Here is a 24,604-nt window from a genome sequence, read left to right as displayed (position 1 = left end):
TATGGCAATGACTTACCACCTGGACGTCGTCAGCGCGGAGAGCCAAATGTTCTCCGGTCTGGTTGAGAAGATCCAGGTAACGGGTTGCGAAGGCGAACTGGGTATTTACCCTGGTCACGCACCGCTGCTCACCGCCATTAAGCCTGGTATGATCCGCATCGTGAAACAGCACGGACAAGAAGAGTATATCTACCTGTCCGGTGGTGTGTTGGAAGTGCAACCTGGCACCGTTACGGTGCTGGCCGATACCGCGATTCGTGGGCAGGACCTCGACGAAGCTCGAGCCCTGGAAGCGAAGCGTAAAGCGGAAGAGCGTATGCACACTTCCCACGGAGATGTGGACTACGCTCAGGCTTCTGCTGAACTGGCTAAAGCGATCGCGAAACTTCGTGTTATCGAGTTGACCAGAAAAGCGATGTAACTACCTGCTTGAAAAGACAAATGCCAGCCAGGTTTCCCTGACTGGCATTTTTTTTTACCTCTTCGACAGCCATTCTTAGCAATAAACCAGGCTTTATTTCAGGTTGAAAATAAGCTTTAAACCAATGGCATAGCTCCTTTCATACGCATCTGTAGTACTTGTTTGCAGCAAAAAAGCCTAAACTTAGCCGTCAAATCTGTCTGCATTCTGCCGCGATGTATAAATTTCCGGCTGTGCAATTTGTGTTGCAAAATATGTAGAATTTTCAACGAGAAATCGTTTTACTTCACTCTCAAATTAAAGTCAGGACGCGTATGTCAAACAATGCGATGAGCGTGGTTATCCTAGCCGCAGGCAAAGGGACCCGCATGTATTCAGATCTCCCGAAGGTATTACATACCCTTGCCGGGAAACCTATGGTTCAGCATGTTATTGATGCGGCGAATAATTTAGGCGCGCAGCGTGTGCATCTGGTTTACGGTCACGGTGGTGACTTGCTGAAAAACACGCTCGGTGATGGCGTACTGAACTGGGTTTTGCAGGCTGAGCAATTAGGCACCGGCCACGCGATGCAGCAAGCGGCACCTTTCTTTGCCGATGATGAAGATATCCTGATGCTCTACGGCGACGTGCCGCTTATTTCTGTTGAATCCTTACAACGCCTGCGTGATGCCAAACCGCAAGGTGGCATTGGTCTGCTCACGGTAAAACTGGACGATCCAACCGGTTATGGCCGCATCGCTCGTGAAAATGGCAAAGTTGTAGGTATTGTTGAACATAAAGATGCCACAGAAGAACAACGCAAAATTGACGAAATCAACACCGGTATTCTGGTGGCCAATGGCGCTGACCTGAAACGTTGGTTGGCGAACCTCGATAACAACAATGCTCAGGGTGAATACTATATCACCGATATTATCGCGCTGGCACACCATGAAGGCCGCGAAATAACGGCAGTTCATCCCGATCGTTTAAGTGAAGTTGAAGGCGTAAACAACCGTCTGCAACTGTCCCGCCTTGAGCGCGTCTACCAAACTGAGCAGGCGGATAAACTGCTGTTAGCAGGAGTCATGTTGCGTGATCCGTCTCGTTTCGACCTACGCGGTGAACTGACACATGGGCGTGATGTTGAAATTGATACTAATGTCATTATTGAAGGAAAAGTGACGTTAGGTCATCGCGTCAAAATTGGTACCGGTTGCGTGATTAAAAACAGCGTGATTGGCGATGACTGTGAAATCAGCCCGTATTCCGTTGTGGAAGATGCAAATCTTGCGAGCGCGTGCACCATCGGTCCATTTGCTCGTTTGCGTCCTGGAGCCGAACTGGCAGAAGGCGCGCACGTTGGCAACTTCGTGGAAATGAAAAAAGCCCGTTTAGGTAAAGGTTCCAAAGCCGGTCATTTGAGTTATTTAGGCGATGCTGAAATTGGCGATAACGTGAATATCGGTGCCGGCACCATTACCTGTAATTACGACGGTGCGAACAAGTTTAAAACTATCATCGGCGATGACGTATTTGTCGGTTCCGACAGCCAGCTGGTGGCACCGGTGACCGTGGCTCGTGGCGCAACCATTGGCGCGGGCACGACTGTCACGCGTAACGTGGGTGAAGATGAACTGGTAGTGAGTCGCGTGAAGCAGACTCATATCCAGGGCTGGCAGCGTCCGGTGAAGAAAAAATAATTTTATCCCCTCTCCCTCAGGAGAAGGCGTTTTTTTGGTGAGGGGAAAACATATTCCCCCGCCCAATTGCAGTACCAAAACTATAACCCCACTCTCTACAAGGCTCGGGGCTCCGGAAAATACCGGAAAATACAGGTCAGCGACAACACATGGCGTAATGCCATTATCAGGAAACTAATCTTATGTGTGGAATTGTTGGCGCGGTTGCGCAACGTGATATCGCTGAAATCCTTCTCGAAGGACTACGTCGTCTGGAATACCGTGGTTATGACTCCGCGGGTCTGGCTGTAGTTGACGAAAAAGGTCATATGACCCGTCTGCGCCGCTTGGGTAAAGTGAACAAACTGGCTGAAGCAGCAGCGGAAACTGCGCTGCATGGCGGTACCGGTATAGCTCACACTCGCTGGGCGACTCACGGCGAACCTTCCGAAGTAAACGCTCACCCGCATGTTTCCGAACATATTGTTGTGGTTCACAACGGTATTATTGAAAACTATGAACCACTGCGTGAAACACTGCAGGGTCGCGGTTACACCTTCGTTTCACAGACCGATACCGAAGTTATCGCGCATTTAGTTCACTGGGAACTGGAGCAAGGCGGTACTCTGCGTGAAGCCGTGCTGCGTACTATTCCGCAACTGCGTGGCGCTTACGGTACTGTGATCATGGATACCCGCAATCCGGACGTTCTGTTGGCTGCGCGTTCTGGTAGCCCGATGGTTATCGGCCTCGGCATGGGTGAAAACTTTATCGCATCCGACCAACTGGCTCTGTTGCCGGTCACGCGTCGCTTTATCTTCCTGGAAGAAGGCGACATCGCGGAAGTGACTCGTCGTGCTGTCACCGTGTTTGACACCAAAGGCGAGCAGGTTAAACGTCCGGACATCGAATCTAATCTGCAATATGACGCGGGCGACAAAGGTATTTATCGCCACTACATGCAGAAAGAAATCTACGAACAACCGAACGCGATTAAAAATACCCTGACCGGGCGCATTAGCCACGGTGCGGTTGATCTCTCTGAGCTTGGCCCGAAAGCTAACGAAATGCTGTCTCAGGTTGAGCACATCCAGATTGTGGCGTGCGGCACTTCTTATAACTCGGGCATGGTTTCGCGCTACTGGTTTGAATCACTGGCAGGCGTGCCGTGTGATGTCGAAATCGCTTCTGAATTCCGCTACCGTAAATCGGCGGTGCGCCGTAATAGCCTGATGATCACCCTTTCTCAGTCCGGCGAAACGGCAGATACCCTCGCGGCGCTGCGTTTGTCCAAAGAGTTGGGTTATTTGGGTTCACTGGCTATCTGTAACGTGCCGGGTTCTTCCCTGGTGCGCGAATCCGATCTGGCGCTGATGACTAATGCGGGCACTGAAATCGGTGTCGCATCCACCAAAGCATTTACCACTCAGCTTACCGTTCTGCTGATGCTGGTGGCGAAACTGAGCCGCCTGAAAGGGGCTGATGCGTCTATTGAGCAAGATATTGTTCATGGTTTGCAGGCGCTGCCGAGCCGCATTGAGCAAATGTTGTCTCAGGACAAACGCATTGAAGCGCTGGCTGAAGATTTCTCTGACAAACATCATGCGCTGTTCTTAGGCCGTGGCGACCAGTATCCAATCGCAATGGAAGGCGCGCTGAAGCTCAAAGAGATTTCTTATATCCACGCAGAAGCCTACGCGGCGGGTGAGCTGAAACACGGCCCACTGGCGCTGATTGATGCGGACATGCCGGTTATCGTTGTGGCTCCAAACAACGAACTGCTGGAAAAACTGAAATCGAACATCGAAGAAGTTCGTGCTCGTGGCGGTCATCTGTATGTCTTCGCCGATCAGGATGCAGGATTTACCAGTAGCGACAACATGCACATCATCGAGATGCCACATGTGGAAGAAGTCATCGCACCTATCTTCTACACTGTACCGTTGCAGTTGCTGTCTTATCACGTTGCGCTGATCAAAGGCACCGACGTTGACCAGCCACGTAACCTGGCGAAATCTGTCACCGTAGAATAAAGCGCGTTCGCTAAGGCGATTCTGCTTACAGAATCGTCACTAATAAAAAATCCGGTGGTGCTGATAGAAAAGCACACCGGATTTTTTTATGCCCGGCTCACACGTTGCTGATTAATGCGTACCCTAACAGGCTTTCTGTCCGTAAATTACCGGAATGAACTCGCGCCATTCAGAAGATAGTTAACGCTATGCCTCAGGATTACCGAATGCAGGTATTTAAGGCGATGGATTACATTAGCCAGAATCTCTGCTTTAACCCGACACTGGAAGATATCGCCAGTGCTGTCGCCGTCTCCAGTTTTCACTTCCATCGTATTTTCAAGGCTCAGGTAGGGGAAACCATTGCTGGTTTTACCCGTCGTTTGCGTATGGAAAGGGCGGCGATGTGGCTTATCGAGTCTCCTCGAAAAGATATTACCGACCTTGCACTACGGGTCGGGTTCTCAAGCTCGCAGAACTTTGCCAAAGCATTCCGCCAGCATTTTTCTGTCTCGCCTGGGGAGTTTTACCGTCAGTATTCCGCGGAGACGAAAAGCAAGACAGGAAACGTCGGAGCCGAAAAAAGCACCTATTCTCTGAGGGATGAGGACATGCAGAGCGGCTGGCAGGAGGCCAACTTCGTCTCTGCCAGCATTGTTTCGCAGCCTGCTCGACGGGTGGCATATATGCGCAGATTTGGAGCTTATGGGAAAGAGACTTGCTGGCTAACGCACCAGGATCTGTTTAACTCATTCCCTGTCAGGACACCTCTGCAACCAGCTGGGATGATATGTATTTACTGGGATGCGCCAGAGGTAACCCTGGAATCGCGATGCCGCACCGATGTCTGTATTGAACTGCACGATGGGGAAAAGCCTGGCCGAGGTGTTGCCGTTCAGACGATAGCCGGTGGGACTTACGCCGTGTGTAAATTCGCTGTCTGTGGCGAGCATCTGGATACCGCATGGGATATTGCTTTTGCCTGGATAAAGAACCGGGGATTAACCAGAAGCGATATTCCGTGTTATGAGAAATATCATAACGAAACAGATGTTGCCCTGGATTATTATGTTTTTGATATTTTTATTCCGTTAAAAAGCACACCAGCAGTATAAATATTTACAACAATAACTGTCGTATTTATTTGCAAATGTAATACAACACAATGGAGTTAATAATGAAACGCTCGATGCTTTATCTGGTGTGTGCCCTCGCTATTTCTTCTTATTCTGTCGCTGCCCAGCAGAGTGATAATAAAACGATTATCTATGGCGGGGAAATATATAGTTCTGATCCGAATGTTCTCCATCCTGAAGCCATAGGTATAGAAGGCAAAAATATTATTGCTGTGGGTAAATATCAGGATGTTCTCCAACAGCTAGGGGAAAACGCTCAGCGTGTTGATTTAAAAGGCAAGTACCTCATGCCTGGACTCATCGACAGCCATGCGCATGTGGCTTATGCCGGGTTCCAGACACTCACCCTGGAGTTTCCAGATGGCATGAATGATGCCGCTGCTATTCGTGCATTTGTCGAGAAAAATAACAATAACCCGCAACGCGATATTCGCGGTATACAATTTTACAGTAATGTACCGCTAAGTTATTGGGATAATATACCACTGCTGGATAGCGTGTTTAATTCGCCAGAATATAAAAATATCCCGGTGGTATTAGCGGGAGCAGATGCTCATACCGGTTGGGCTAATCAGGCGATGCTAATTAAATCGGGTGTTACCGCCGAAACGCTTGAGAAGGCAGATGCCAATATAAAATCTGGAACGATATTAACGCCAGACGGTAAAATAACCGGTTTCATGACGGAAGGCGCATGGGACCATGTAATGGGTTCTATTCCACCTATGGATGACGCCAAACTTTCCCGCGCTGTTATAGCGGGAGCGGATGTAATGAACAGTTTTGGGTTAACGGCCTGGATGGAGCCACTGAGCAATACTCGCCCGCTGTCACCGATGTTTAATGCAAGCCCTGGGCGCAATGATTTAGGCGTGCTTCCGGCTTATACCGCTCTGGCAAAAGCCGGTAAATTAACCGGCCATATGACCGGACTGGCATTGGTCAATATCAACGCTTCTCCTGCCACCATTGATGATATTGCCGCGATCAGAGAACAATTCTCGCAGACGCCTGATGTCAAACTGATGGGCATTAAAATCTTCCAGGATGGCGTAATCGAATACCCTTCTCAAACGGCGAAGCTGAGCCAGCCTTATCTTAATCGACCAGGGTACAGCGGTAACGATACGCTCGACAAGGCGAAGTATTGCCAGCTGATTGCTAAGGCTGATGCCGAAAACATGATTGTGCATTTCCATGCCATCGGTGACCGTGCGGTTCAGGAATCACTGGATGCCGTTGCCTGTACCCGCAAAGCGAACGGTAACAGCAATATTTTGCACAGCATTACCCACCTTGAAGTGGTCAGCCCGGAAAGTCTTCCACGCTTCCAGCAACTTAACGTGGCGGCATCAATGCAACTGTTGTGGGCTGGTATAGATAGTGATGGTGCGACAACTACCATGCTGGAAGGAAAAGTTCCGGCACCGTTATTAACACATCTCTATCCGGCTGGGGACTTATACCGCCATCACGCCTTAATTGCGGGAGCCAGCGACTGGCCGGTCTCCAGCCCTAATCCGTTACTGGCAATTTACACTGCAGTGACGCGTAAAGGGGAGCTGGGTGAGCTTCCTCCAGATAGTGAAAAGATCGACCGGGCAGCGATGTTGCAGGCCTATACCATCAATGCGGCGAAAGTGATTGGTCGTGATAAAGAGATTGGCTCCATTGCTGTAGGCAAGAGTGCGGACTTCGTGCTGTTTGATCGCAATCTCGAGAAAGTCAGCATTGAAAGCCTCAGGGACGCAAAAGTTCTGTGGACGATGTTCGAAGGCCAACAGGTGTATCGCGGCAACTAGGTTGGGTTGATTGTCACAGTCGTTACAAGAGCTGCCACTTGGCGGCTCTTTTTTCGCTGTCATGGCAGAAGCTCTGTTCACGGCTTTTATGACAAACTGTCATCTTCAACTACAATTCTATCTGTCACACAAAAATAATCTTCGACAAAGTGATTGTTGTTATTGATGTCAATTGATTGATTTTAAATGTTTTTATTTGTTGGTATTCTGGTTGCAGGATGCTGTCATAAAACTGTCATATTTCGTACATTTAACTGTCACTAAACTGTCCTATTTTCTATCCTGCATTCACTAAACAACGATTTACGTTCACCTCTGCAGGAGACATTATGAAAGTTATGCGTACCACTGTCGCAACTGTTGTCGCCGCGACCTTATCCCTGACTGCTTTTGGCGCAAACGCCGCTGCAAGCCTGACTGGTGCCGGTGCAACCTTCCCTGCGCCGGTGTATGCCAAATGGGCAGATACCTACAATAAATCAACTGGTAACAAAGTAAATTACCAGGGTATCGGCTCCTCCGGTGGCGTTAAACAAATCATTGCTAACACTGTTGATTTCGGTGCGTCTGATGCCCCACTGGCTGACGACAAACTGCAACAAGAAGGGCTGTTCCAGTTCCCGACTGTTATCGGCGGTGTTGTTCTGGCAGTAAACCTGCCGGGCGTGAAATCCGGTGAGCTGGTGCTCGACGGTGCAACACTGGGTGACATCTACCTGGGCAAAATCAAAAAATGGGATGATGCAGCTATCGCTAAACTCAACCCAGGCATGAAACTGCCATCACAAAACATCGCTGTTGTGCGTCGCGCTGACGGTTCCGGTACTTCTTTCGTCTTCACCAGCTACCTGGCGAAAGTGAACGAAGAGTGGAAAACTAAAGTGGGTGCAGGCTCAACGGTAAACTGGCCGACAGGTTTGGGCGGCAAAGGTAATGACGGCATCGCAGCCTTCGTACAGCGTCTGCCTGGTTCAATCGGTTATGTTGAATATGCTTACGCTAAGCAGAACAACCTGGCTTATACCAAACTGGTTTCCGCTGATGGCAAGCCGGTAGCCCCTTCTGAAGAAAACTTTGCTAACGCGGCTAAAGGCGCGGACTGGAGCAAAACCTTCGCTCAGGATCTGACTAACCAGAAAGGTGAGGCTGCGTGGCCAATCACGTCCACGACCTTCATCCTGGTTCACAAAGAGCAGAAGAACCCAGAGCAAGGTGCTGAAGTGCTGAAGTTCTTCGACTGGGCTTATAAAGAGGGTGCAAAACAGGCTAACGAGCTGGATTATGCTTCCCTGCCAGATTCCGTGGTTGAGCAGGTTCGTGCTGCATGGAAGACCAACGTAAAAGACAGCTCCGGTAAAGCGCTGTACTAATTTTTTAAAGCTCGGGTGATAAAACCCGGTGTATAGAGTAACTTACGCCGGGTCAACCCAACACTACAAAGAGTAAGCTATGGCGGTAAGTAAGCCGACGTTCAAGTCCCCTGGCAAACAAGGTGATGTCATTTTCAGCGCGCTGGTAAAACTGGCTGCGCTGATTGTGCTATTTCTTCTTGGCGGCATCATCATCTCCCTAATTATCTCCTCCTGGCCGAGCATTCAGAAGTTTGGTTTCTCGTTCCTGTGGACGAAAGAGTGGGATGCTCCTAACGATATTTACGGTGCACTGGTGCCGATTTACGGCACGCTGGTAACCTCGTTTATCGCGCTGTTAATTGCTGTGCCAGTCAGTTTTGGTATCGCATTGTTCCTGACAGAACTGGCACCGAACTGGTTGCGTCGCCCGTTGGGTATCGCCATCGAACTGCTGGCGGCAATTCCAAGTATTGTGTACGGCATGTGGGGCTTGTTCATCTTTGCTCCGCTGTTTGCGAAGTACTTCCAGGAACCTGTTGGCAACGTGCTTTCTTCTGTGCCGATTGTTGGCGAGCTGTTCTCCGGCCCGGCGTTCGGTATTGGTATTCTTGCCGCAGGCGTCATTCTGGCAATCATGATCATTCCGTACATTGCGGCGGTTATGCGTGATGTATTCGAACAAACTCCTGTGATGATGAAAGAGTCAGCCTATGGTATTGGCTGCACCACATGGGAAGTTATCTGGCGCATCGTTTTACCGTTCACTAAAAACGGCGTGATTGGTGGTGTGATGTTGGGGCTGGGCCGTGCATTGGGTGAAACCATGGCGGTGACCTTTATCATCGGTAACACCTACCAACTCGACAGCGCCTCGCTGTATATGCCGGGCAACAGTATTACTTCTGCTCTGGCTAATGAATTTGCTGAAGCGGAATCTGGCCTTCACACCGCAGCATTAATGGAACTTGGCCTGATTCTGTTCGTGATCACCTTTATCGTACTGGCTATCTCGAAGTTCATGGTTATGCGTCTGGCGAAGAATGAAGGAGCGCGTTCATGACGACAATGGAAATGCAAAGCCGCGCGGCGTTAGCTGAATCTCGCCGCAAAATGCAGGCTCGTCGTCGGTTCAAAAACCGCGTAGCTCTGACACTTTCAATGGGAACCATGGCGTTCGGCCTGTTCTGGCTGGTATGGATTTTGTTCTCAACCGTTACGCGCGGTATCGACGGTATGTCGATTGCGCTGTTTACCGAAATGACACCACCGCCAAATACCGAAGGCGGGGGCTTAGCAAACGCCCTTGCGGGTAGCGGCTTGTTAATTCTGTGGGCGACTGTTTTCGGTACGCCGCTGGGCATCATGGCCGGGATTTATCTGGCTGAGTACGGTCGCAAATCCGCTCTGGCTGAAGTCATTCGTTTTATCAATGACATCCTGCTTTCTGCACCATCAATTGTTGTCGGCCTGTTTGTTTACACCGTTGTGGTGGCGAAGATGCAGCATTTCTCCGGTTGGGCCGGGGTGATTGCGCTGGCATTGCTGCAAATCCCAATTGTGATTCGCACCACTGAAAACATGATGAAACTGGTGCCAGACAGCCTGCGTGAAGCGGCTTACGCGCTGGGTACGCCAAAGTGGAAAATGATTTCCGCGATAACGCTGAAAGCGTCTGTTTCCGGGATTATTACCGGGGTATTGCTGGCGATTGCACGTATCGCGGGTGAAACGGCCCCTCTGCTGTTCACGTCCCTCTCCAACCAGTTCTGGAGCACGGACATGATGCAGCCGATTGCCAACCTGCCGGTGACGATATTCAAATTTGCCATGAGCCCGTTTGCCGAATGGCAACAGTTAGCCTGGGCTGGTGTTCTGATTATTACCCTTTGCGTACTGCTGCTAAATATTCTGGCGCGTGTGATTTTCGCGAAGAGTAAACACGGTTAAATTTTACGGCGCGGCAAAGGCGGCGTCGGATGGAGATTAAGAAACAGATGAGTATGGTCGATACTACCCCAGACAAAATTCAGGTTCGTGATTTGAACTTCTATTACGGTAAGTTCCATGCCCTGAAAAACATCAATCTGGATATCGCTAAGAACCAGGTTACCGCGTTCATTGGCCCGTCAGGCTGTGGCAAATCCACCCTGCTGCGTACATTTAACAAAATGTACTCGCTCTACCCAGAGCAACGTGCCGAAGGTGAAATTCTGCTGGATGGGGAAAACATCCTCACTCAGAGCCAGGATATCGCCCTGCTGCGTGCCAAAGTGGGCATGGTGTTCCAGAAGCCGACGCCATTCCCAATGTCGATTTATGACAACATCGCCTTCGGTGTGCGTCTGTTTGAAAAGCTGTCACGCAGTGATATGGACGAACGTGTGCAGTGGGCTTTGACCAAAGCCGCATTGTGGAATGAAACCAAAGATAAATTACACCAGAGCGGATACAGTCTCTCCGGTGGCCAGCAGCAGCGTCTGTGCATCGCGCGTGGTATTGCGATTCGCCCGGAAGTGTTGCTGCTTGATGAACCGTGTTCAGCGCTTGACCCAATCTCTACCGGTCGCATTGAAGAGCTTATCACCGAGCTAAAAGAAGATTACACCGTGGTAATCGTGACCCACAACATGCAGCAGGCGGCACGTTGTTCAGACCACACCGCATTTATGTACCTGGGTGAGCTGATTGAATTTAGCGAAACCGACACGCTGTTTACCACGCCTGCCAAGAAGCAGACTGAAGACTACATTACTGGCCGCTACGGTTGATTTGGAGAACAAAATGGATAGCCTCAATCTCAACAAACACATTTCCGGCCAGTTTAACGCCGAGCTGGAATATATCCGCACTCAGGTAATGACCATGGGTGGGCTGGTGGAGCAACAGCTTTCTGATGCTATCACCGCCATGCACAATCAAGATGGCGAGCTGGCAAAGCGCGTTATCGAAGGTGATCAGAAAGTTAACATGATGGAAGTGGCGATTGATGAAGCCTGTGTGCGCATCATCGCTAAACGTCAGCCAACCGCCAGTGACTTGCGCCTGGTGATGGCCATCATCAAAACGATTTCTGAGCTGGAACGTATCGGCGACGTAGCAGATAAAATCTGCCGCACGGCGCTGGAGAAATTCTCGCAGCAACATCAGCCACTGCTGGTGAGCCTGGAATCATTAGGCCGCCACACCGTGCAAATGCTGCATGACGTGCTCGACGCGTTTGCGCGTATGGATCTCGACGAAGCGGTGCGTATCTATCGCGAAGATAAGAAAGTTGACCAGGAATATGAAGGCATCGTGCGTCAGTTGATGACTTATATGATGGAAGACTCACGCACTATTCCAAGTGTGCTGACTGCACTGTTCTGTGCGCGTTCTATCGAACGCATCGGTGACCGTTGCCAGAACATCTGTGAGTTTATTTTCTACTTCGTTAAAGGACAGGACTTCCGTCATGTCGGCGGCGATGAGCTGGATAAGCTGTTGGCTGGTAAAGACCCGAAAGAGTAATCATAAAACTCATAAAAAAACGCCAGCGAATCGCTGGCGTTTTTATTGGTGCGTCGTTCAACGATTAGCGAACGATAATGCCTAACAGAATCCCCAGGGCACCAAAGTCAGCATCACTGAACGTGGTGTTAGCAAAGCCGATATCGCCCAGTACTGGCAGCAAGAACACTGGCAGGAAGGTAATCAGCAAGCCCTGCGCAAACGCCCCCAAAATCGCCCCTCGACGCCCGCCGGTTGCATTGCCAAACACACCTGCCGCAGCACCCACGAAGAAGTGTGGCACCACACCTGGAATAATCACCGTCATGTTCAGCAGATACAAAGCGAACATACCGATTAAACCTGCGGCAAAGCTGCTCAGGAAGCCAACCAGCACCGCGTTAGGCGCATAAGGGAAGACGACCGGGCAATCAAGCGCAGGCTTCGCGTTCGGCACTAGCTTGTCGGAAATACCTTTGAACGCCGGAACGATCTCCGCAATTACCATACGCACACCTTGCAGAATGATGTATACACCAGCCGCGAAAGTGATGGATTGCATGATAGAGAACATGAACCAGTTCTTACCACCGCTTAGCTCTTTCACTACGTCTGCACCAGCAAACAGGCAGGTCACCAGGAAGATAATGCTCATGGTAAAGGAGATAGCCACTGGTGTATCACGCAAGAACAGCAGACTTTTCGGCACATTCATGTCTTCAGTCGAGTGTTCTTTATTACCAAATTTGCTGCCGATGAACCCTGCCAGCACGTAAGACAATGTTGAGAAGTGGCCGATTGCGACGTCGTCAGAACCGGTGACTTTCTTCATGTAAGGGTGCGCAATGGCTGGGAAAAAGACCATTGCCACGCCAACTACCAAAGAGCCAACAGCAATCAGCGTTACACCGCTCATGCCTGCGGTTGCCAGGATCACAGCTACCATCATCGACATAAATAATGTGTGATGACCGGTCAGGAAGATAAATTTCCATGGTGTGAAACGGGCAATCAATATATTGATAACCATCGCGAAGAACATGATCATCGCCATCTCTTTACCGAAGCTTTTCTGTGCGACGGAAACAATGGCTTCATTGTTTGGTACCACACCCTGAATACCAAAGGCGTGCTGGAAAATGTTCGCAAAATCACCCAGAGAAGAAACTACCAGTCCGGCACCTGCACCTAAAATCACAAAACCCATAATGGTTTTGACGGTGCCTTTAATGCATTCTGTGACCGGTTTTTTCTGTGCGATCAGACCAATCAAGGCGATTAGACCTACCAACACTGCTGGTTCAGAAAGCACATCGCTCATCAAAAAACGAAAGAAATCCATATCGACTCCTGCTTACAGTGCGCCTAATTCGGTTAATGCCACGGACAAACGTTCTTTCATGGCTTTCTTATCGATCATGTTGTCCAGTGCGACGATTTTTCCGCCTACAGACTGCGCGACTAACTGCTCGGCAATGTCTTTAGTGCCGACATAGATATCGCTTGGCGTGCCTTTAGCTGAACCGAGATCGACATGGTCGACGTCTGCATTAACGGAAAGATCTTTCAGAATGGTTTTAATGCTCATTTCCATCATCAGGCTAGTACCTAAGCCGTTACCGCAAACCACTGTAATTTTCATAATTGTTCCCCTGGATTAATAGCGCGCAATGACGGACAAAATGTCCTGCGTTGTTTTGGCCTTCAAAATGGCCTGAATGTCTTGTTCGTTATCGAATAACTGGGCGAGTTGGGAAATCGCTTCGATGTGGCTGGTGCTGTCAGTCGCGGCCAGCACAATCAGCAATTTCACCGGATCGTTTTCATCCGCATCAAAATTCACACCTGAAGTAATCAGCGTCAGCGCCAGTGCGAGTTTATTTGCACCTTCTTCCGGACGAGCGTGTGGCATCGCAATGCCTGGCCCTACCACGTAATACGGACCGATAGATTCATGAGTGCGATAAATAGCGTCAACATAACGTGGTTCGATCGAACCATTTTCAATCAGCGGACGACATGAAATAGCCACGGCATCGCGCCAGTCTTTAGCCTGTTCTACGACCTGAATGACCTCTGTGGTTAATAGATTCTTTAACATGCGACTGATAACTCCCGATGATAATTAACAGGAGGGTAGATTTTTTGCGCAGACATTAATGTGATGGTTGTCTCATTTGATAGCGCTACCTGATAGCGCTATCAAGGATTGTGATAGCGCTATCATTTATCCCAGGTCTGACTTTGGCTATATCCAGTTCCTGCATATACAATGCGTGAGAGTTTTTGCTAACGTGATCAATAGTCTGACGAACAGACGGTGAATTAAAAATAATGAAAACAGTTAGTTGTATTAACTCGGGGAGCCAGAATGGAAAAAACGCGTAAGCGCCGAGGTACCGGGCGGGTCACACTGCAAGAAGTTGCCAATTATGCAGGCGTTGGAACCATGACCGTTTCTCGGGCATTAAGAACGCCGGAACAGGTTTCCGATAAACTGCGCGAGAAGATAGAGCAAGCGGTGGAAGAACTGGGTTATATCCCCAATCGGGCAGCTGGTGCGCTCGCTTCTGGCCACAGCAATACCATCGCGGTGTTGATTCCTTCCTTGATCGACAAAGCCAGTTCGCGCTTTATGCAGTCGCTGCAGCAAGTGCTGAATAAAAACGAATTCCAGTTACTGCTTGGCTGTCATGAACATAATCAGCATAAAGAAGCTGAAATATTAATGACGCTGCTGCAAAGCAACCCGGCGGCACTGGTGATTTTTGGTTCGCAGCTGGCAGAGAAAACCTGGCAAATACTCGAAAAGGCTAACATTCCGACGATAAACGTTGTGGGTTCCCCATTTAGTCAGGCGAAAATTTCCCTCGAAACCGGCTTTTTTGAGGCCTCGCATAAACTGACGGAACATTTGCTGGATCAGGGTTATAAAAATATCGGCTTTATTGGTGCGCATATGGACAACCGCCTGCAACGCCAGCAGCTTAATGGCTGGCATAAAGCGATGCTCAGCCGCTATCAAAACTCTGATCAAGTGATTACCACTCCGGAAGCCGCCAGCCTGCAGTTCGGGCGTTATGCATTAACTGAAATACTGCAACGCCAGCCGGATCTGGATGCGGTTATTTGCAGCCATGAAGAAATTGCCCTGGGGATTATGTTTGAGTGCCAGCGCCGCTTGCTGAAAATTCCTGGAAACATCGCAGTCGCTTGTCTTGATGGCTCTGACAGTTGCGATCAAACCCATCCGACACTAACGTCCATACGTATAGATTATAAAAAAATGGGCAAAGAGGCGGGCAAAATGCTGATTGAGTTACTAAATAACGATGATGACGATGAGTTAGATGAATCACGTGTTGAGTTGTTCAACTACCAGGTTGAATTACGTCAAAGCACCTGAGCGCGGTCGTTGTAGGGCGGATAAGCTTGCGCCATCCGCCATCGTTCTTAAACCGTGATATTCCAACCCCGCGCACGCCACAACTCCGGCAACTGCGCTAAATCGGTAAACGTCGTTACTTTCGGGTGATCAATCGGCTGGTTGTGTGGGTCGGCGCAAAAATAGAAAACTTCCATGCCTGCGGCAATACCGGATTGCGCACCGGCCATAGAGTCATCCACCAGCACACAGTTTTTGATATCCACATTCATTGCCTCGGCGGCGTGGAACATCAGTGCCGGATCCGGTTTCCACGTCTGTATATCGTAGCCGCTAAACAGTTTGTCCAGGAAATGGTGGAGCATGCCGGTTTTGCCCAGTGAATGCTGCATTTTGCTGACCGGGCCGTTGGAAACGATACACATCGGCACGTTGATTTGCGCAATTAGTGCTGCTGCGCCGTCAATCTCTACCAGCTCGCTATCAAACAGACGCGAAACTTCGGCGCGATAAACCGGCTCCAGTTCATCTTTTGGCAAGTTCACTCCATAGCGGGTATTAATCGTGTCGATTATTTCGTAGAGCTTGATTCCCTTGAAAGTTTTGAAAACCTCCTCGAGCGCAAGTTCGATGCCGTATTGCGCAAACATATGCACGTAGGCTTTGGAGCAAATAACCTCACTATCGACCAGTGTGCCATCGCAGTCGAAGAACACCGCATCTATCCGGGACATACCGCTTCCTTATTTCTACCCATCGCCCTTCAATATGCAGGGGTGTTGACTGCTCTCATTCACCCGAATCACTTACTTGAGTAAGTTCATCGGGATTCATTCGATTGCCGCCTACCTGCATCTTGAAGTAGCTCGGGTATAAGATTAAATATCTACTTTACCCAATTTGCAGAATTTTTGCGGCACGCAATCGTTGCCGTATAAGTAAATTCAATGAAAAAAAATTAGCGTGGGTCATTATGTTTGGGAATTTTTGGTATAGGATAACGACGGATTTTCCCTCTCAATGTTCGGAATTAACACTAATGAGCCAACCACAATCTACTCCGGCCGCAAATCCGGGGCTGCTCGAGCGCGTGTTTAAACTGCGCGAACACGGCACCACGGCACGCACTGAAGTGATCGCCGGTCTTACGACCTTCCTGACGATGGTGTATATCGTTTTCGTCAACCCGCAGATCCTTGGCGCCGCTGGTATGGATACCCAGGCCGTTTTTGTCACCACCTGTTTGATTGCCGCATTAGGTAGCATCCTGATGGGTATTTTCGCCAATCTGCCAGTCGCATTGGCTCCGGCAATGGGCCTGAACGCCTTCTTCGCCTTTGTGGTGGTAGGTGCGATGGGGATTTCCTGGCAAGTTGGGATGGGTGCTATTTTCTGGGGTGCAGTAGGCCTGCTGTTGCTGACCATTTTCCGTGTGCGTTACTGGATGATTGCGAACATTCCGGTGAGTTTGCGTGTCGGTATCACCAGCGGTATTGGTCTGTTCATCGGCATGATGGGCCTGAAAAATGCCGGGATCATCGTGGCTAATAAAGACACGCTGGTGGCCATCGGTAACCTGACTTCGCACAGCGTACTGCTTGGCGCGCTGGGCTTCTTTATCATCGCCATTCTTGCCTCGCGCAATATTCACGCTGCCGTGCTGGTTTCAATTGTAGTCACCACGCTGCTGGGCTGGATGATGGGCGACGTGCAATACCACGGTATTGTTTCCGCGCCACCAAGCGTGCTGTCTGTTGTGGGCCAGGTTGATTTAGCCGGTTCGCTGAACATTGGTCTGGCGGGTGTTATCTTCTCCTTTATGTTGGTTAACCTGTTTGACTCATCCGGCACGCTGATTGGCGTGACAGACAAAGCCGGGCTTGCCGACGAAAAAGGGAAATTCCCACGCATGAAGCAGGCGCTGTACGTTGATAGCGTGTCTTCAGTTGCGGGTGCATTTATCGGGACTTCTTCCGTTACCGCGTATATCGAAAGCTCTTCTGGCGTGTCTGTTGGCGGGCGTACTGGCCTGACGGCGGTCATCGTTGGTTTGCTGTTCTTGTTGGTTATCTTCCTTTCCCCGTTAGCAGGCATGGTTCCGGCATATGCTGCAGCTGGTGCGTTGATCTACGTTGGCGTGTTGATGACGTCGAGTTTATCGCGCGTGAAGTGGGACGACCTGACAGAAGCGGTTCCTGCGTTTATTACTGCGGTAATGATGCCTTTCAGCTTCTCCATCACCGAAGGCATCGCGCTGGGCTTCATCTCTTATTGCGTGATGAAACTCGGCACGGGCCGCTGGCGTGAAATCAGCCCATGCGTGATTGTTGTGGCGCTGCTGTTCATTCTGAAAATCGTATTTATCGACGCACATTAATCGTTTTTGCCGGATGGCGCTTGCGCTTATCCGGCCTACGAAACAGTGAACCATGGCCGGTTATTGTGGCTGGCTGTGGTTCTCTCTGCGATACCTGCCCGGTGGCTGATGAAAGGTGCGCGTAAATATCCGCGTAAACGTCTGCTGCGAATCAAAGCCATACTTCAGACTAATATCGTAAACCTTGTTATCGGTGTCGCGTAAATCACGCGCGGCCAGCAACAATTTGCGCTCACGAATGTATTTCCCCAGACTTTCACCTTTGTAGTGCATAAACAAACGCTGTAAGTGCCACTTCGAATACCCCGCGTGATCGGCAATATCATCAATGCGTAATGGTCGATGCAAATTGTCATCAATCCACTGAACAATCGTATCGATAACCTGAGCTGAAATCGTCATACATCCCCCTGCGTGGTTCGCTTACATTGCGCTGGCAGATTCCCACCAGGCGCTAAATTGTTGTGCGTTATCATTTACCCGCACAGGCTCACCCTGCTTTGGTGTTAACAGGCGATAATTTTTCCCGATACTGGCTTCAGCGAGGCTTTTATAAGGCGCATCCCACGTATGATTTGCCAGTACAAAACGGCCTGCATGGCCCGGAAGTATGGCGCGAGCTTTGAGGTCTACTGCGGCTTGTGCAGTTTCTTGCGGCATCATATGAATATTGCTCCAGTCCTTGTCATATTGGCCGTTTTCCATAATGGCTAAATCGATCGAACCGAACTGTTCACCGATAGCTTTGAAGTGTGGCCCGTAGCCGGTATCACCGCTGTAATAGACTTTGTTGTCATTGGTCACGAACATAAAACTCGCCCATAACGTCTGGTTGCTCTTCAGACTGCGGCCAGAGAAATGCCGGGCGGGTAACACATGCACCGTCAGGTCGTTCGAGATTTTTACCGTCTGGTTCCAGTCTTTTTCATGAATGATGTCGCTATTTATGCCCCAGTAACGCAGATGCGAACCAACGCCCAATGGCGTAATCACCTGGCGGATTTTTGGCTTCAGTGCTTTGATGGTGGCGTAATCCAGATGATCGTAATGGTCGTGGGAGATAATCAGCAGATCGATTTCAGGCATCGACTCAGCCGTCCACGGGTAATCCCCAGGGAAGGCTTTATTGATAAATGAAAACGGGGCGGCGTAACTGCTGAAAACGGGATCGATAAGAATGCGTTTGCCGGCCAGCTGGATGTACCAGGAGGAGTGCCCGAGCCAGACCATCGTATCTTGTTCCAGCGGCAGATTAGCCAGTGAAGTTTTCACTAGTGGTAGAGGTTGTTGAGGGCGAGAATTTTCCCGCTTCGCGGTTAAAAATCCCCACCATGCCGCAAGCTTACTTTTCTGCCCGGTATAGCCAAGCGTTGGGATCTGGTTGCGAAATTGTCCATCAACGTAATTTGCAGAGCGTTCGACTAAACTTAGACCTTCTCCTTGCGGAGCCTGGCCAAACCCGGCATTCAGGACAAAAGGCAAACTGGCTGCTGTTGCAATCAACATAATTATTACCGCGCATATGGAGAATCGTTTCATTTCCTGGCCTGCACAAATCGTTCCATCCATTGGCACGAAGCTGTAAACTTGATAATGAGTGAGTAAGCACTCATTATAGATAAGGAGTGACGACCGTCAAGATGCTTTTCAAACGCTGACATTGAACGTTGCAGTGGCGAAGTTGGCGTGATTCAATTTGGTTTTTAAAATATGGGGTAAAACGTTGTGGCTCGTCCGAAGAGTGAAGATAAAAAATTAGCGTTACTGGATGCAGCAACCATCGCCATAGGCCAGTCGGGGATTGCGGCATCAACTGCGCAAATTGCCCGTGGCGCAGGCGTCGCGGAAGGTACTCTATTTCGTTATTTTGCCACTAAGGACGATTTGATAAACGAGCTGTACCTGTATTTGAAACAAAGCTTACTTATTTCCATGCAGGCGAATCTCGACCGCACACTGAAAGACCCGAAAGAATATACCCGCTATATCTGGAACAGCTACATCGACTGGGCGATTGGTCACCCTGAAGCGCATCGGGCGATTCGTCAGCTGTCGGTGAGCGATAAGATTGATGATGACACGAAGCAAAAAGTGGCGGAGTTATTCCCGGAATTACATGAGATCTGTTCGCAATCGATACTGAAGGCTTTTCAGTGCGGCCCGTATCGCGCGTTTAGTGATGCGATTTTTTCTTCGCTGGCAGAAACGACCATGGAATTCGCCAGCCGTGAACCGGAACGTGCTGGCGATTTTAAGGCTTTAGGCTTCGAAACGATGTGGCGCGCTTTAGCTAATTAGTTTTTAACTCGCTGAATATAATTACCAAATGCCGTCAGCTGCCCGGCCAAATGATCGAGCGTGCTTTGATCAACCACTTCGCCAGTTTGCACATCCACTTTGTTTTGAATCACGCCGCCCATAAATTCAGGCTTGTTCATCACCATCGCGTCGAGGAACACCAGAATCTGGCGCAGATGGTACTGGCAGCGTGCGCCACCAATCGCGCCCATGGAACAGGTCTGAATCAGCACTGGTTTCCCAGCCAGTGGCTGTTCCGGTAAACGTGACAGCCAGTCGATGGCGTTCTTCAGGCCACCTGGCACCGAATAGTTATATTCTGGCGTGACAATCACAACGCCATCTGCGGTGCGGATTTGCTCAGCAATCGCTTCAACCGTTGCCGGGAACCCCTCTTCTTGCTGTATATCGGCGTCATACAATGGAATGTCTTTGATCGACGGCAATGCCTCAATGCTCATCCCCGCTGGGGCGATGCCAGGCAAAGTGCGGGCGACCATCGCGTTGAATGAGCCATGGCGCAGGCTACCTAATAACGTGACTATCTTTAACGTGTCGGACATGAATACCTCTTTTTGTCAGGACGTTCAGGAAAGATCAGTTTTGATATAACGCTTTTTCTGACGACATACTGGTTAAGCGAATTATGCTGCCGTTAGGATCGCGATAACGTGATTTGACATCCCACAGACTATGCCAGCTTTGCGGGCTTTCAAACTCCCACAAACTCAATTTTTCTATGGCGGGCGACACTACGCATCCCCAGATTAACAGGCCTTCCACATCACTGATCGCTTCAATTTCTGATTGATCATTTGTGCGAATCCGACCCGCACCAGGCAGAAGCTGCCAGCTTTCTTCACGACCGGTCAATTTAAAAGCACTTTGATGCAGTGTGCGTAACTGTGCTCTGGCCTCACCTGGGTTTTTTTGAGTGTTTATCCAGATAGACTCATTGCTGCGGAAAATGGAAGCTGAAGCAACAGAAGGAAGATTGCCGAACGACTGATTAATTTCGAAATCGAGTCCGCAACGGCCTTCGGTGGTGACCAACACACCGACTTTGTTTCCGGCATAAGCAATGCTGAAGTCCATCAACGACGTGTCAGCAAAATGCGGGCGCCCGGCGGAAGTGGTGACAATCTTGGGCAGTTGTTGAATGCCATACAGCATATGAAGGAGTTCAGCCAACAGGCTACGTGAGGCTAAGAATCGTGAACGGCGATGTTCCGGCATTTGTTGAGCGAAGGCGAGGCATTCTTCATTCAGCCGGCTCGAAAAGGGGAATTTGGGATTGATCGTCCATCTTGCGAAATGCGTTGCCATTTTTCTCTCCTTGATAATGGGCAATCTACTTTTCATTCAATTGTAGATTTTTTAGCAACGAAACGCACGGGGATGAGCGTGTAAAAAAACATCAATTGATCAACCCTATGAATACTTAGGTTTTTAAATTACAGACGAAACGGTAAAAAAATCCCGCAACACTTATCCTGCTAAATCAGGCGCGTTGCGGGATGAGTAAAAAGTGAGCACACGCTTACTTTTTTAGTTTATTTACCGATACAGAAGCTGGAGAAAATGCGTCCAAGCAAATCATCAGAGGTAAATTCGCCGGTGATTTCGCTCAGGCTTTGCTGAGAAAGTCGCAGTTCTTCAGCCAGTAATTCCCCGGCCCATGCGCCCAGCAACTGCGCTTTGCCTTGTTGCAGATGGGTTGCTGCCTGTTCCAGCGCTTGCAGGTGGCGACGACGCGCCAGGAAGCCGCCTTCCATATTGGTTTCAAAGCCCATGCTCTGTTTTAGATGATCGCGCAGCACATCTACACCTTCACCGGTACGCGCAGACAAGCGTACAAGTGAGTGACCATTCACATCGCTCAGACCCAGCGTTTCGCCGGTGACATCAGCTTTATTACGCACTACGGTAATCGGTAAACGTGCCGGTAAGCGCGCAATAAAGTCTGGCCAGATTTCAGCAGGGTCAGTGGCAGCGGTCGTGGTTCCGTCAACCATAAACAGCACACGGTCTGCTTGTTCAATCTCATTCCACGCACGTTCGATGCCGATACGCTCAACTTCGTCGTTCGCTTCACGTAAACCGGCGGTATCGATAATATGCAGTGGCATGCCGTCGATATGAATATGTTCGCGTAATACGTCACGGGTGGTTCCGGCAATATCCGTCACAATCGCCGCTTCGCGGCCAGCCAGAGCATTCAGTAGACTTGATTTCCCGGCATTTGGACGCCCTGCAATCACCACTTTCATGCCTTCACGCAGCAAACTGCCCTGGCGTGCTTCGGCGCGCACCGCATCCAGATCGCCAATCACCTGGTTCAGCTGGGCTTCAATTTTGCCGTCAGACAGAAAGTCGATTTCTTCATCCGGAAAATCAATCGCTGCTTCCACGTAAATACGCAGATGTGTCAGCGCTTCAACTAAATGGTTTACGCGTGCGGAGAAAGCACCCTGCAGAGAATTTAATGCTGAACGCGCGGCTTGTTCGGAACTGGCATCAATCAGGTCAGCGATGGCTTCGGCCTGAGCCAAATCCAGCTTGTCGTTCAGAAATGCACGTTCGGAGAACTCACCAGGCCTTGCGATACGCACGCCTGGGAGCGCCAGGATGCGCTTTAACAGTAAATCCAGGATAACTGGGCCACCGTGTCCCTGAAGTTCCAGCACATCTTCACCCGTGAAGGAATTCGGGCCAGGGAACCACAACGCGATACCTTGATCGAGAACGCTGCCGCCAGCATCACGGAATGGCAGATAATCGGCGTAACGTGGTTTCGGTAATTTGCCCAGAATGGCTTGTGCTACTTCACGTGCCTGAAGGCCTGAGACGCGCAGGATACCGACCCCACCACGTCCCGGCGGTGTCGCCTGGGCAACGATTGTCTCGTTATGGCTCATTACTATCCCTTCGTGATTGATTGGTGGATGGCGCTTCGCTTATCCACCCTACAAAAGAAAAAGGCGGTCTATTGACCGCCTTTCGTAAGCTTCTCGCTAATTTTTATCAGGTCTTTTTCTTATCGCGGCTGTGTAAGCCACGTTTCTCAAGACCGCGATAAATCAGCTGCTGCTGGATGATGGTCACTGTGTTACTGACGATATAGTACAGTACCAGACCTGACGGGAACCACAGGAAGAACACCGTGAAGATGACCGGCATAAAGGTCATGATCTTCTGCTGCATCGGGTCGGTCACTGTGGTCGGCGACATCTTCTGAATGAAGAACATCGTCAAGCCCATCAGGATCGGCAGGATGTAGTACGGGTCTTGTGCAGACAAGTCATGAATCCACAGTGCGAACGGCGCATGGCGCAGTTCCACAGAACCCATCAGCATGTAGTACAACGCCAGGAAGATTGGCATCTGGATAACCAGCGGGAGACAACCACCCAGCGGGTTAACTTTCTCAGCTTTATACAGGGCCATCATTTCCTGGCTCTGGCGCTGCTTATCGTCACCAATACGTTCACGCATGGCTGCCAGTTTCGGCTGCAACATACGCATTTTCGCCATGGAGGTGTACTGCGCTTTAGTCAGCGGGTACATGATGCCACGAACGATGAAGGTGATAACGATAATGGAGAAGCCCCAGTTACCGATAAAGCCGTGCAGGAATTTCAACAGCTTGAACAGCGGCTGAGAAATAAACCACAACCAGCCATAATCCACAGTCAGGTCAAGGTGCGGCGCAACGGCTGCCATTTTGTCCTGAATTTCCGGGCCAACCCACAGGGTGCTACCCAGTTGAGCGGTTTGACCAGGCTGAACCAGTTGTGGCGCGGATTTATAACCAATCGCCGCCACATCATTGCTCAGTTTGGTGGTATAGAAGTTGTTAGTACCCTGATTACGCGGAACCCACGCTGTTGCGAAATACTGCTGCAACATCGCCACCCAACCGTTGTTGGCATTAACGTTCAGGTTTTCCCCGTCAGCGATGGTGTCGAATTTATATTTTTCGTATTTCGCATCAGGAGTGGAATATGCAGCGCCACGGAAGGTGTGCAACGCAAAGTTGTTGCTTCCAGTATCGCGGTGTGACGGTAGATTGATGGACTGCTTCAACTGACCAAAAGTAGCCAGTTCCAGCGGTTTCTCACCGGCGTTCTTCACATTGTAATCCACGCTTACCGCGAACTCGCCGCGTTTCAGGGTGAAGGATTTCGTGAAGACGTTGCCCGCTGCATCAGTATAAGTCATTGGAATAACAAGTTCGTTCTGGCCTTCTGGCAGTACGAAGCTGTCGCTTTCAACGTTATACAGTGGGCGATCACCGTTAGCCGGGTTATCTGGGCCATCACGACCCGTCAGGCCACTTTGTGCCTGGTAGACAAACTCTGGCGTGGTTTCCAGTAACTGGAACGGCTCATTAGATTTGAGCTCTTTCGGGTAGGTCAGCAACAGCGCCTGCTCAACATCACCACCACGGGTGTTGATGGAAAGCTCAAGGACGTCAGTTTTAACCGTGATGATTTTTCCCTGGCCACTGGTCGGCACACCCTGGCTTGCGGCGTTACCTGCTGCGGTGGTCGTAGTCTGCGTGGTCTGCTGCACCTGTGGTTTTGGAGCGTTATCCTGCTCCCAGGCTTGCCAGATCATGAAAGACACGAACAACAAAGCGATGAGAAAGAGATTGCGTTGCGAATCCAT

23 protein-coding genes are annotated in these 24,604 nt (G+C 50.0%); 13 read left to right on the top strand and 10 right to left on the bottom strand.

All coding sequences use genetic code 11. The annotated features are described in order from the left end of the window. Nucleotide 1 precedes the first annotated feature (1 nt). The 10 genes from EC843_RS21160 to phoU all read left to right on the top strand — a co-directional run bounded on the left by EC843_RS21160 (nucleotide 2) and on the right by phoU (nucleotide 11,894). Nucleotides 2-421 (top strand): F0F1 ATP synthase subunit epsilon, encoded by a 420-nt coding sequence (locus EC843_RS21160; protein WP_064541987.1) that lies wholly within the window; start codon nucleotides 2-4, stop codon nucleotides 419-421. Between the two features lie 314 nt (nucleotides 422-735). Then, nucleotides 736-2,106, top strand: a complete 1,371-nt coding sequence (glmU, locus tag EC843_RS21155; RefSeq protein ID WP_133523025.1) for a bifunctional UDP-N-acetylglucosamine diphosphorylase/glucosamine-1-phosphate N-acetyltransferase GlmU — start codon at nucleotides 736-738, stop codon at nucleotides 2,104-2,106. A gap of 182 nt (nucleotides 2,107-2,288) precedes the next feature. Further along, complete coding sequence (gene glmS, locus EC843_RS21150; protein WP_064541993.1) at nucleotides 2,289-4,118, top strand: glutamine--fructose-6-phosphate transaminase (isomerizing); 1,830 nt, start codon at nucleotides 2,289-2,291, stop codon at nucleotides 4,116-4,118. A gap of 206 nt (nucleotides 4,119-4,324) precedes the next feature. Next, on the top strand, nucleotides 4,325-5,212 hold the full coding sequence (locus EC843_RS21145; RefSeq protein ID WP_243739175.1) for an AraC family transcriptional regulator: 888 nt from the start codon (nucleotides 4,325-4,327) through the stop codon (nucleotides 5,210-5,212). 62 nt (nucleotides 5,213-5,274) lie between these two features. Then, on the top strand, nucleotides 5,275-7,035 hold the full coding sequence (locus tag EC843_RS21140) for an amidohydrolase (RefSeq protein WP_064541999.1): 1,761 nt from the start codon (nucleotides 5,275-5,277) through the stop codon (nucleotides 7,033-7,035). Between the two features lie 329 nt (nucleotides 7,036-7,364). Beyond that, nucleotides 7,365-8,405 (top strand): phosphate ABC transporter substrate-binding protein PstS, encoded by a 1,041-nt coding sequence (gene pstS / locus EC843_RS21135; protein WP_064542002.1) that lies wholly within the window; start codon nucleotides 7,365-7,367, stop codon nucleotides 8,403-8,405. 79 nt (nucleotides 8,406-8,484) lie between these two features. Beyond that, complete coding sequence (pstC, locus tag EC843_RS21130; protein ID WP_064542005.1) at nucleotides 8,485-9,447, top strand: phosphate ABC transporter permease PstC; 963 nt, start codon at nucleotides 8,485-8,487, stop codon at nucleotides 9,445-9,447. Continuing rightward, nucleotides 9,444-10,334 carry a phosphate ABC transporter permease PstA gene (gene pstA, locus EC843_RS21125; protein ID WP_064542010.1) on the top strand — a complete coding sequence of 297 codons (891 nt, stop codon included), beginning with the start codon at nucleotides 9,444-9,446 and terminating at the stop codon, nucleotides 10,332-10,334. The genes pstC and pstA overlap by 4 nt, the downstream gene beginning before the upstream one ends. A gap of 47 nt (nucleotides 10,335-10,381) precedes the next feature. After that, the gene (gene pstB, locus EC843_RS21120; RefSeq protein ID WP_064514930.1) at nucleotides 10,382-11,155 is read left to right on the top strand and encodes a phosphate ABC transporter ATP-binding protein PstB; all 774 of its coding nucleotides are present in this window, start codon (nucleotides 10,382-10,384) and stop codon (nucleotides 11,153-11,155) included. A 13-nt stretch (nucleotides 11,156-11,168) separates the two neighbouring features. Next, nucleotides 11,169-11,894: a phosphate signaling complex protein PhoU gene (gene phoU / locus EC843_RS21115; RefSeq protein ID WP_034460681.1), complete on the top strand. Its 726-nt coding sequence runs from the start codon at nucleotides 11,169-11,171 to the stop codon at nucleotides 11,892-11,894. Nucleotides 11,895-11,958: 64 nt separating this feature from the next. On the opposite strand, the gene EC843_RS21110 is transcribed toward phoU, so the two are convergent. Genes EC843_RS21110 through EC843_RS21100 form a run of 3 tightly spaced genes read right to left on the bottom strand, consistent with a single transcriptional unit; the run spans nucleotide 11,959 to nucleotide 13,974 of the window. Next, on the bottom strand, nucleotides 11,959-13,215 hold the full coding sequence (locus EC843_RS21110; protein ID WP_064514855.1) for a PTS ascorbate transporter subunit IIC: 1,257 nt from the start codon (nucleotides 13,213-13,215) through the stop codon (nucleotides 11,959-11,961). A gap of 12 nt (nucleotides 13,216-13,227) precedes the next feature. Next, on the bottom strand, nucleotides 13,228-13,515 hold the full coding sequence (locus EC843_RS21105) for a PTS sugar transporter subunit IIB (protein ID WP_064542013.1): 288 nt from the start codon (nucleotides 13,513-13,515) through the stop codon (nucleotides 13,228-13,230). A 15-nt stretch (nucleotides 13,516-13,530) separates the two neighbouring features. After that, the gene (locus EC843_RS21100; RefSeq protein WP_064542016.1) at nucleotides 13,531-13,974 is read right to left on the bottom strand and encodes a PTS sugar transporter subunit IIA; all 444 of its coding nucleotides are present in this window, start codon (nucleotides 13,972-13,974) and stop codon (nucleotides 13,531-13,533) included. A gap of 270 nt (nucleotides 13,975-14,244) precedes the next feature. Here EC843_RS21100 and EC843_RS21095 point away from each other — a divergent pair, with 270 nt between their 5' ends. Further along, nucleotides 14,245-15,279, top strand: coding sequence for a LacI family DNA-binding transcriptional regulator (locus tag EC843_RS21095; RefSeq protein ID WP_064542019.1), 1,035 nt, complete (start codon nucleotides 14,245-14,247; stop codon nucleotides 15,277-15,279). A 47-nt stretch (nucleotides 15,280-15,326) separates the two neighbouring features. On the opposite strand, the gene yieH is transcribed toward EC843_RS21095, so the two are convergent. Continuing rightward, the gene (gene yieH, locus EC843_RS21090; protein ID WP_133523024.1) at nucleotides 15,327-15,992 is read right to left on the bottom strand and encodes a 6-phosphogluconate phosphatase; all 666 of its coding nucleotides are present in this window, start codon (nucleotides 15,990-15,992) and stop codon (nucleotides 15,327-15,329) included. A 305-nt stretch (nucleotides 15,993-16,297) separates the two neighbouring features. Here yieH and EC843_RS21085 point away from each other — a divergent pair, with 305 nt between their 5' ends. Then, nucleotides 16,298-17,635 carry an NCS2 family permease gene (locus EC843_RS21085; protein WP_064542024.1) on the top strand — a complete coding sequence of 446 codons (1,338 nt, stop codon included), beginning with the start codon at nucleotides 16,298-16,300 and terminating at the stop codon, nucleotides 17,633-17,635. 60 nt (nucleotides 17,636-17,695) lie between these two features. Here EC843_RS21085 and EC843_RS21080 read toward each other — a convergent pair whose 3' ends face one another. Further along, complete coding sequence (locus EC843_RS21080; RefSeq protein ID WP_064542027.1) at nucleotides 17,696-18,037, bottom strand: RamA family antibiotic efflux transcriptional regulator; 342 nt, start codon at nucleotides 18,035-18,037, stop codon at nucleotides 17,696-17,698. A 21-nt stretch (nucleotides 18,038-18,058) separates the two neighbouring features. Further along, the gene (locus tag EC843_RS21075) at nucleotides 18,059-19,174 is read right to left on the bottom strand and encodes an MBL fold metallo-hydrolase (protein WP_133523023.1); all 1,116 of its coding nucleotides are present in this window, start codon (nucleotides 19,172-19,174) and stop codon (nucleotides 18,059-18,061) included. A 186-nt stretch (nucleotides 19,175-19,360) separates the two neighbouring features. On the opposite strand from EC843_RS21075, the gene EC843_RS21070 reads away from it, so the two are divergent. Further along, nucleotides 19,361-19,933 carry a TetR/AcrR family transcriptional regulator gene (locus EC843_RS21070; RefSeq protein ID WP_121814648.1) on the top strand — a complete coding sequence of 191 codons (573 nt, stop codon included), beginning with the start codon at nucleotides 19,361-19,363 and terminating at the stop codon, nucleotides 19,931-19,933. Here EC843_RS21070 and EC843_RS21065 read toward each other — a convergent pair. The 4 genes from EC843_RS21065 to yidC all read right to left on the bottom strand — a co-directional run bounded on the left by EC843_RS21065 (nucleotide 19,930) and on the right by yidC (nucleotide 24,604). Continuing rightward, nucleotides 19,930-20,496 (bottom strand): NADPH-dependent FMN reductase, encoded by a 567-nt coding sequence (locus EC843_RS21065; protein ID WP_121814649.1) that lies wholly within the window; start codon nucleotides 20,494-20,496, stop codon nucleotides 19,930-19,932. The genes EC843_RS21070 and EC843_RS21065 overlap by 4 nt on opposite strands. Before the next feature lie 34 nt (nucleotides 20,497-20,530). Further along, nucleotides 20,531-21,259 carry a hypothetical protein gene (locus tag EC843_RS21060; RefSeq protein ID WP_133523022.1) on the bottom strand — a complete coding sequence of 243 codons (729 nt, stop codon included), beginning with the start codon at nucleotides 21,257-21,259 and terminating at the stop codon, nucleotides 20,531-20,533. A 227-nt stretch (nucleotides 21,260-21,486) separates the two neighbouring features. Further along, a complete protein-coding gene (gene mnmE, locus EC843_RS21055; protein ID WP_064542047.1) occupies nucleotides 21,487-22,851 on the bottom strand; it encodes a tRNA uridine-5-carboxymethylaminomethyl(34) synthesis GTPase MnmE in 1,365 nt (454 codons plus the stop codon). A 106-nt stretch (nucleotides 22,852-22,957) separates the two neighbouring features. Beyond that, on the bottom strand, nucleotides 22,958-24,604 hold the full coding sequence (gene yidC / locus EC843_RS21050) for a membrane protein insertase YidC (protein ID WP_064542050.1): 1,647 nt from the start codon (nucleotides 24,602-24,604) through the stop codon (nucleotides 22,958-22,960).

This window comes from Buttiauxella sp. JUb87 (assembly GCF_004361975.1).
Taxonomy (GTDB): Bacteria; Pseudomonadota; Gammaproteobacteria; order Enterobacterales; family Enterobacteriaceae; genus Buttiauxella; species Buttiauxella ferragutiae.
The sequence above is the reverse complement of the archived record's forward strand: the minus strand, read 5'-3'. Positions and strand labels throughout refer to the sequence as shown.

Bases quoted from the DNA above. Each gene is read 5' to 3' on its own strand.
- EC843_RS21160 (WP_064541987.1), top strand. From the start codon at position 2: ATGGCAATGACTTACCACCTGGACGTCGTCAGCGCGGAGAGCCAAATG.
- glmU (WP_133523025.1), top strand. From the start codon at position 736: ATGTCAAACAATGCGATGAGCGTGGTTATCCTAGCCGCAGGCAAAGGG.
- glmS (WP_064541993.1), top strand. From the start codon at position 2,289: ATGTGTGGAATTGTTGGCGCGGTTGCGCAACGTGATATCGCTGAAATC.
- EC843_RS21145 (WP_243739175.1), top strand. From the start codon at position 4,325: ATGCAGGTATTTAAGGCGATGGATTACATTAGCCAGAATCTCTGCTTT.
- EC843_RS21140 (WP_064541999.1), top strand. From the start codon at position 5,275: ATGAAACGCTCGATGCTTTATCTGGTGTGTGCCCTCGCTATTTCTTCT.
- pstS (WP_064542002.1), top strand. From the start codon at position 7,365: ATGAAAGTTATGCGTACCACTGTCGCAACTGTTGTCGCCGCGACCTTA.
- pstC (WP_064542005.1), top strand. From the start codon at position 8,485: ATGGCGGTAAGTAAGCCGACGTTCAAGTCCCCTGGCAAACAAGGTGAT.
- pstA (WP_064542010.1), top strand. From the start codon at position 9,444: ATGACGACAATGGAAATGCAAAGCCGCGCGGCGTTAGCTGAATCTCGC.
- pstB (WP_064514930.1), top strand. From the start codon at position 10,382: ATGAGTATGGTCGATACTACCCCAGACAAAATTCAGGTTCGTGATTTG.
- phoU (WP_034460681.1), top strand. From the start codon at position 11,169: ATGGATAGCCTCAATCTCAACAAACACATTTCCGGCCAGTTTAACGCC.
- EC843_RS21110 (WP_064514855.1), bottom strand. From the start codon at position 13,215: ATGGATTTCTTTCGTTTTTTGATGAGCGATGTGCTTTCTGAACCAGCA.
- EC843_RS21105 (WP_064542013.1), bottom strand. From the start codon at position 13,515: ATGAAAATTACAGTGGTTTGCGGTAACGGCTTAGGTACTAGCCTGATG.
- EC843_RS21100 (WP_064542016.1), bottom strand. From the start codon at position 13,974: ATGTTAAAGAATCTATTAACCACAGAGGTCATTCAGGTCGTAGAACAG.
- EC843_RS21095 (WP_064542019.1), top strand. From the start codon at position 14,245: ATGGAAAAAACGCGTAAGCGCCGAGGTACCGGGCGGGTCACACTGCAA.
- yieH (WP_133523024.1), bottom strand. From the start codon at position 15,992: ATGTCCCGGATAGATGCGGTGTTCTTCGACTGCGATGGCACACTGGTC.
- EC843_RS21085 (WP_064542024.1), top strand. From the start codon at position 16,298: ATGAGCCAACCACAATCTACTCCGGCCGCAAATCCGGGGCTGCTCGAG.
- EC843_RS21080 (WP_064542027.1), bottom strand. From the start codon at position 18,037: ATGACGATTTCAGCTCAGGTTATCGATACGATTGTTCAGTGGATTGAT.
- EC843_RS21075 (WP_133523023.1), bottom strand. From the start codon at position 19,174: ATGAAACGATTCTCCATATGCGCGGTAATAATTATGTTGATTGCAACA.
- EC843_RS21065 (WP_121814649.1), bottom strand. From the start codon at position 20,496: ATGTCCGACACGTTAAAGATAGTCACGTTATTAGGTAGCCTGCGCCAT.
- EC843_RS21060 (WP_133523022.1), bottom strand. From the start codon at position 21,259: ATGGCAACGCATTTCGCAAGATGGACGATCAATCCCAAATTCCCCTTT.
- mnmE (WP_064542047.1), bottom strand. From the start codon at position 22,851: ATGAGCCATAACGAGACAATCGTTGCCCAGGCGACACCGCCGGGACGT.
- yidC (WP_064542050.1), bottom strand. From the start codon at position 24,604: ATGGATTCGCAACGCAATCTCTTTCTCATCGCTTTGTTGTTCGTGTCT.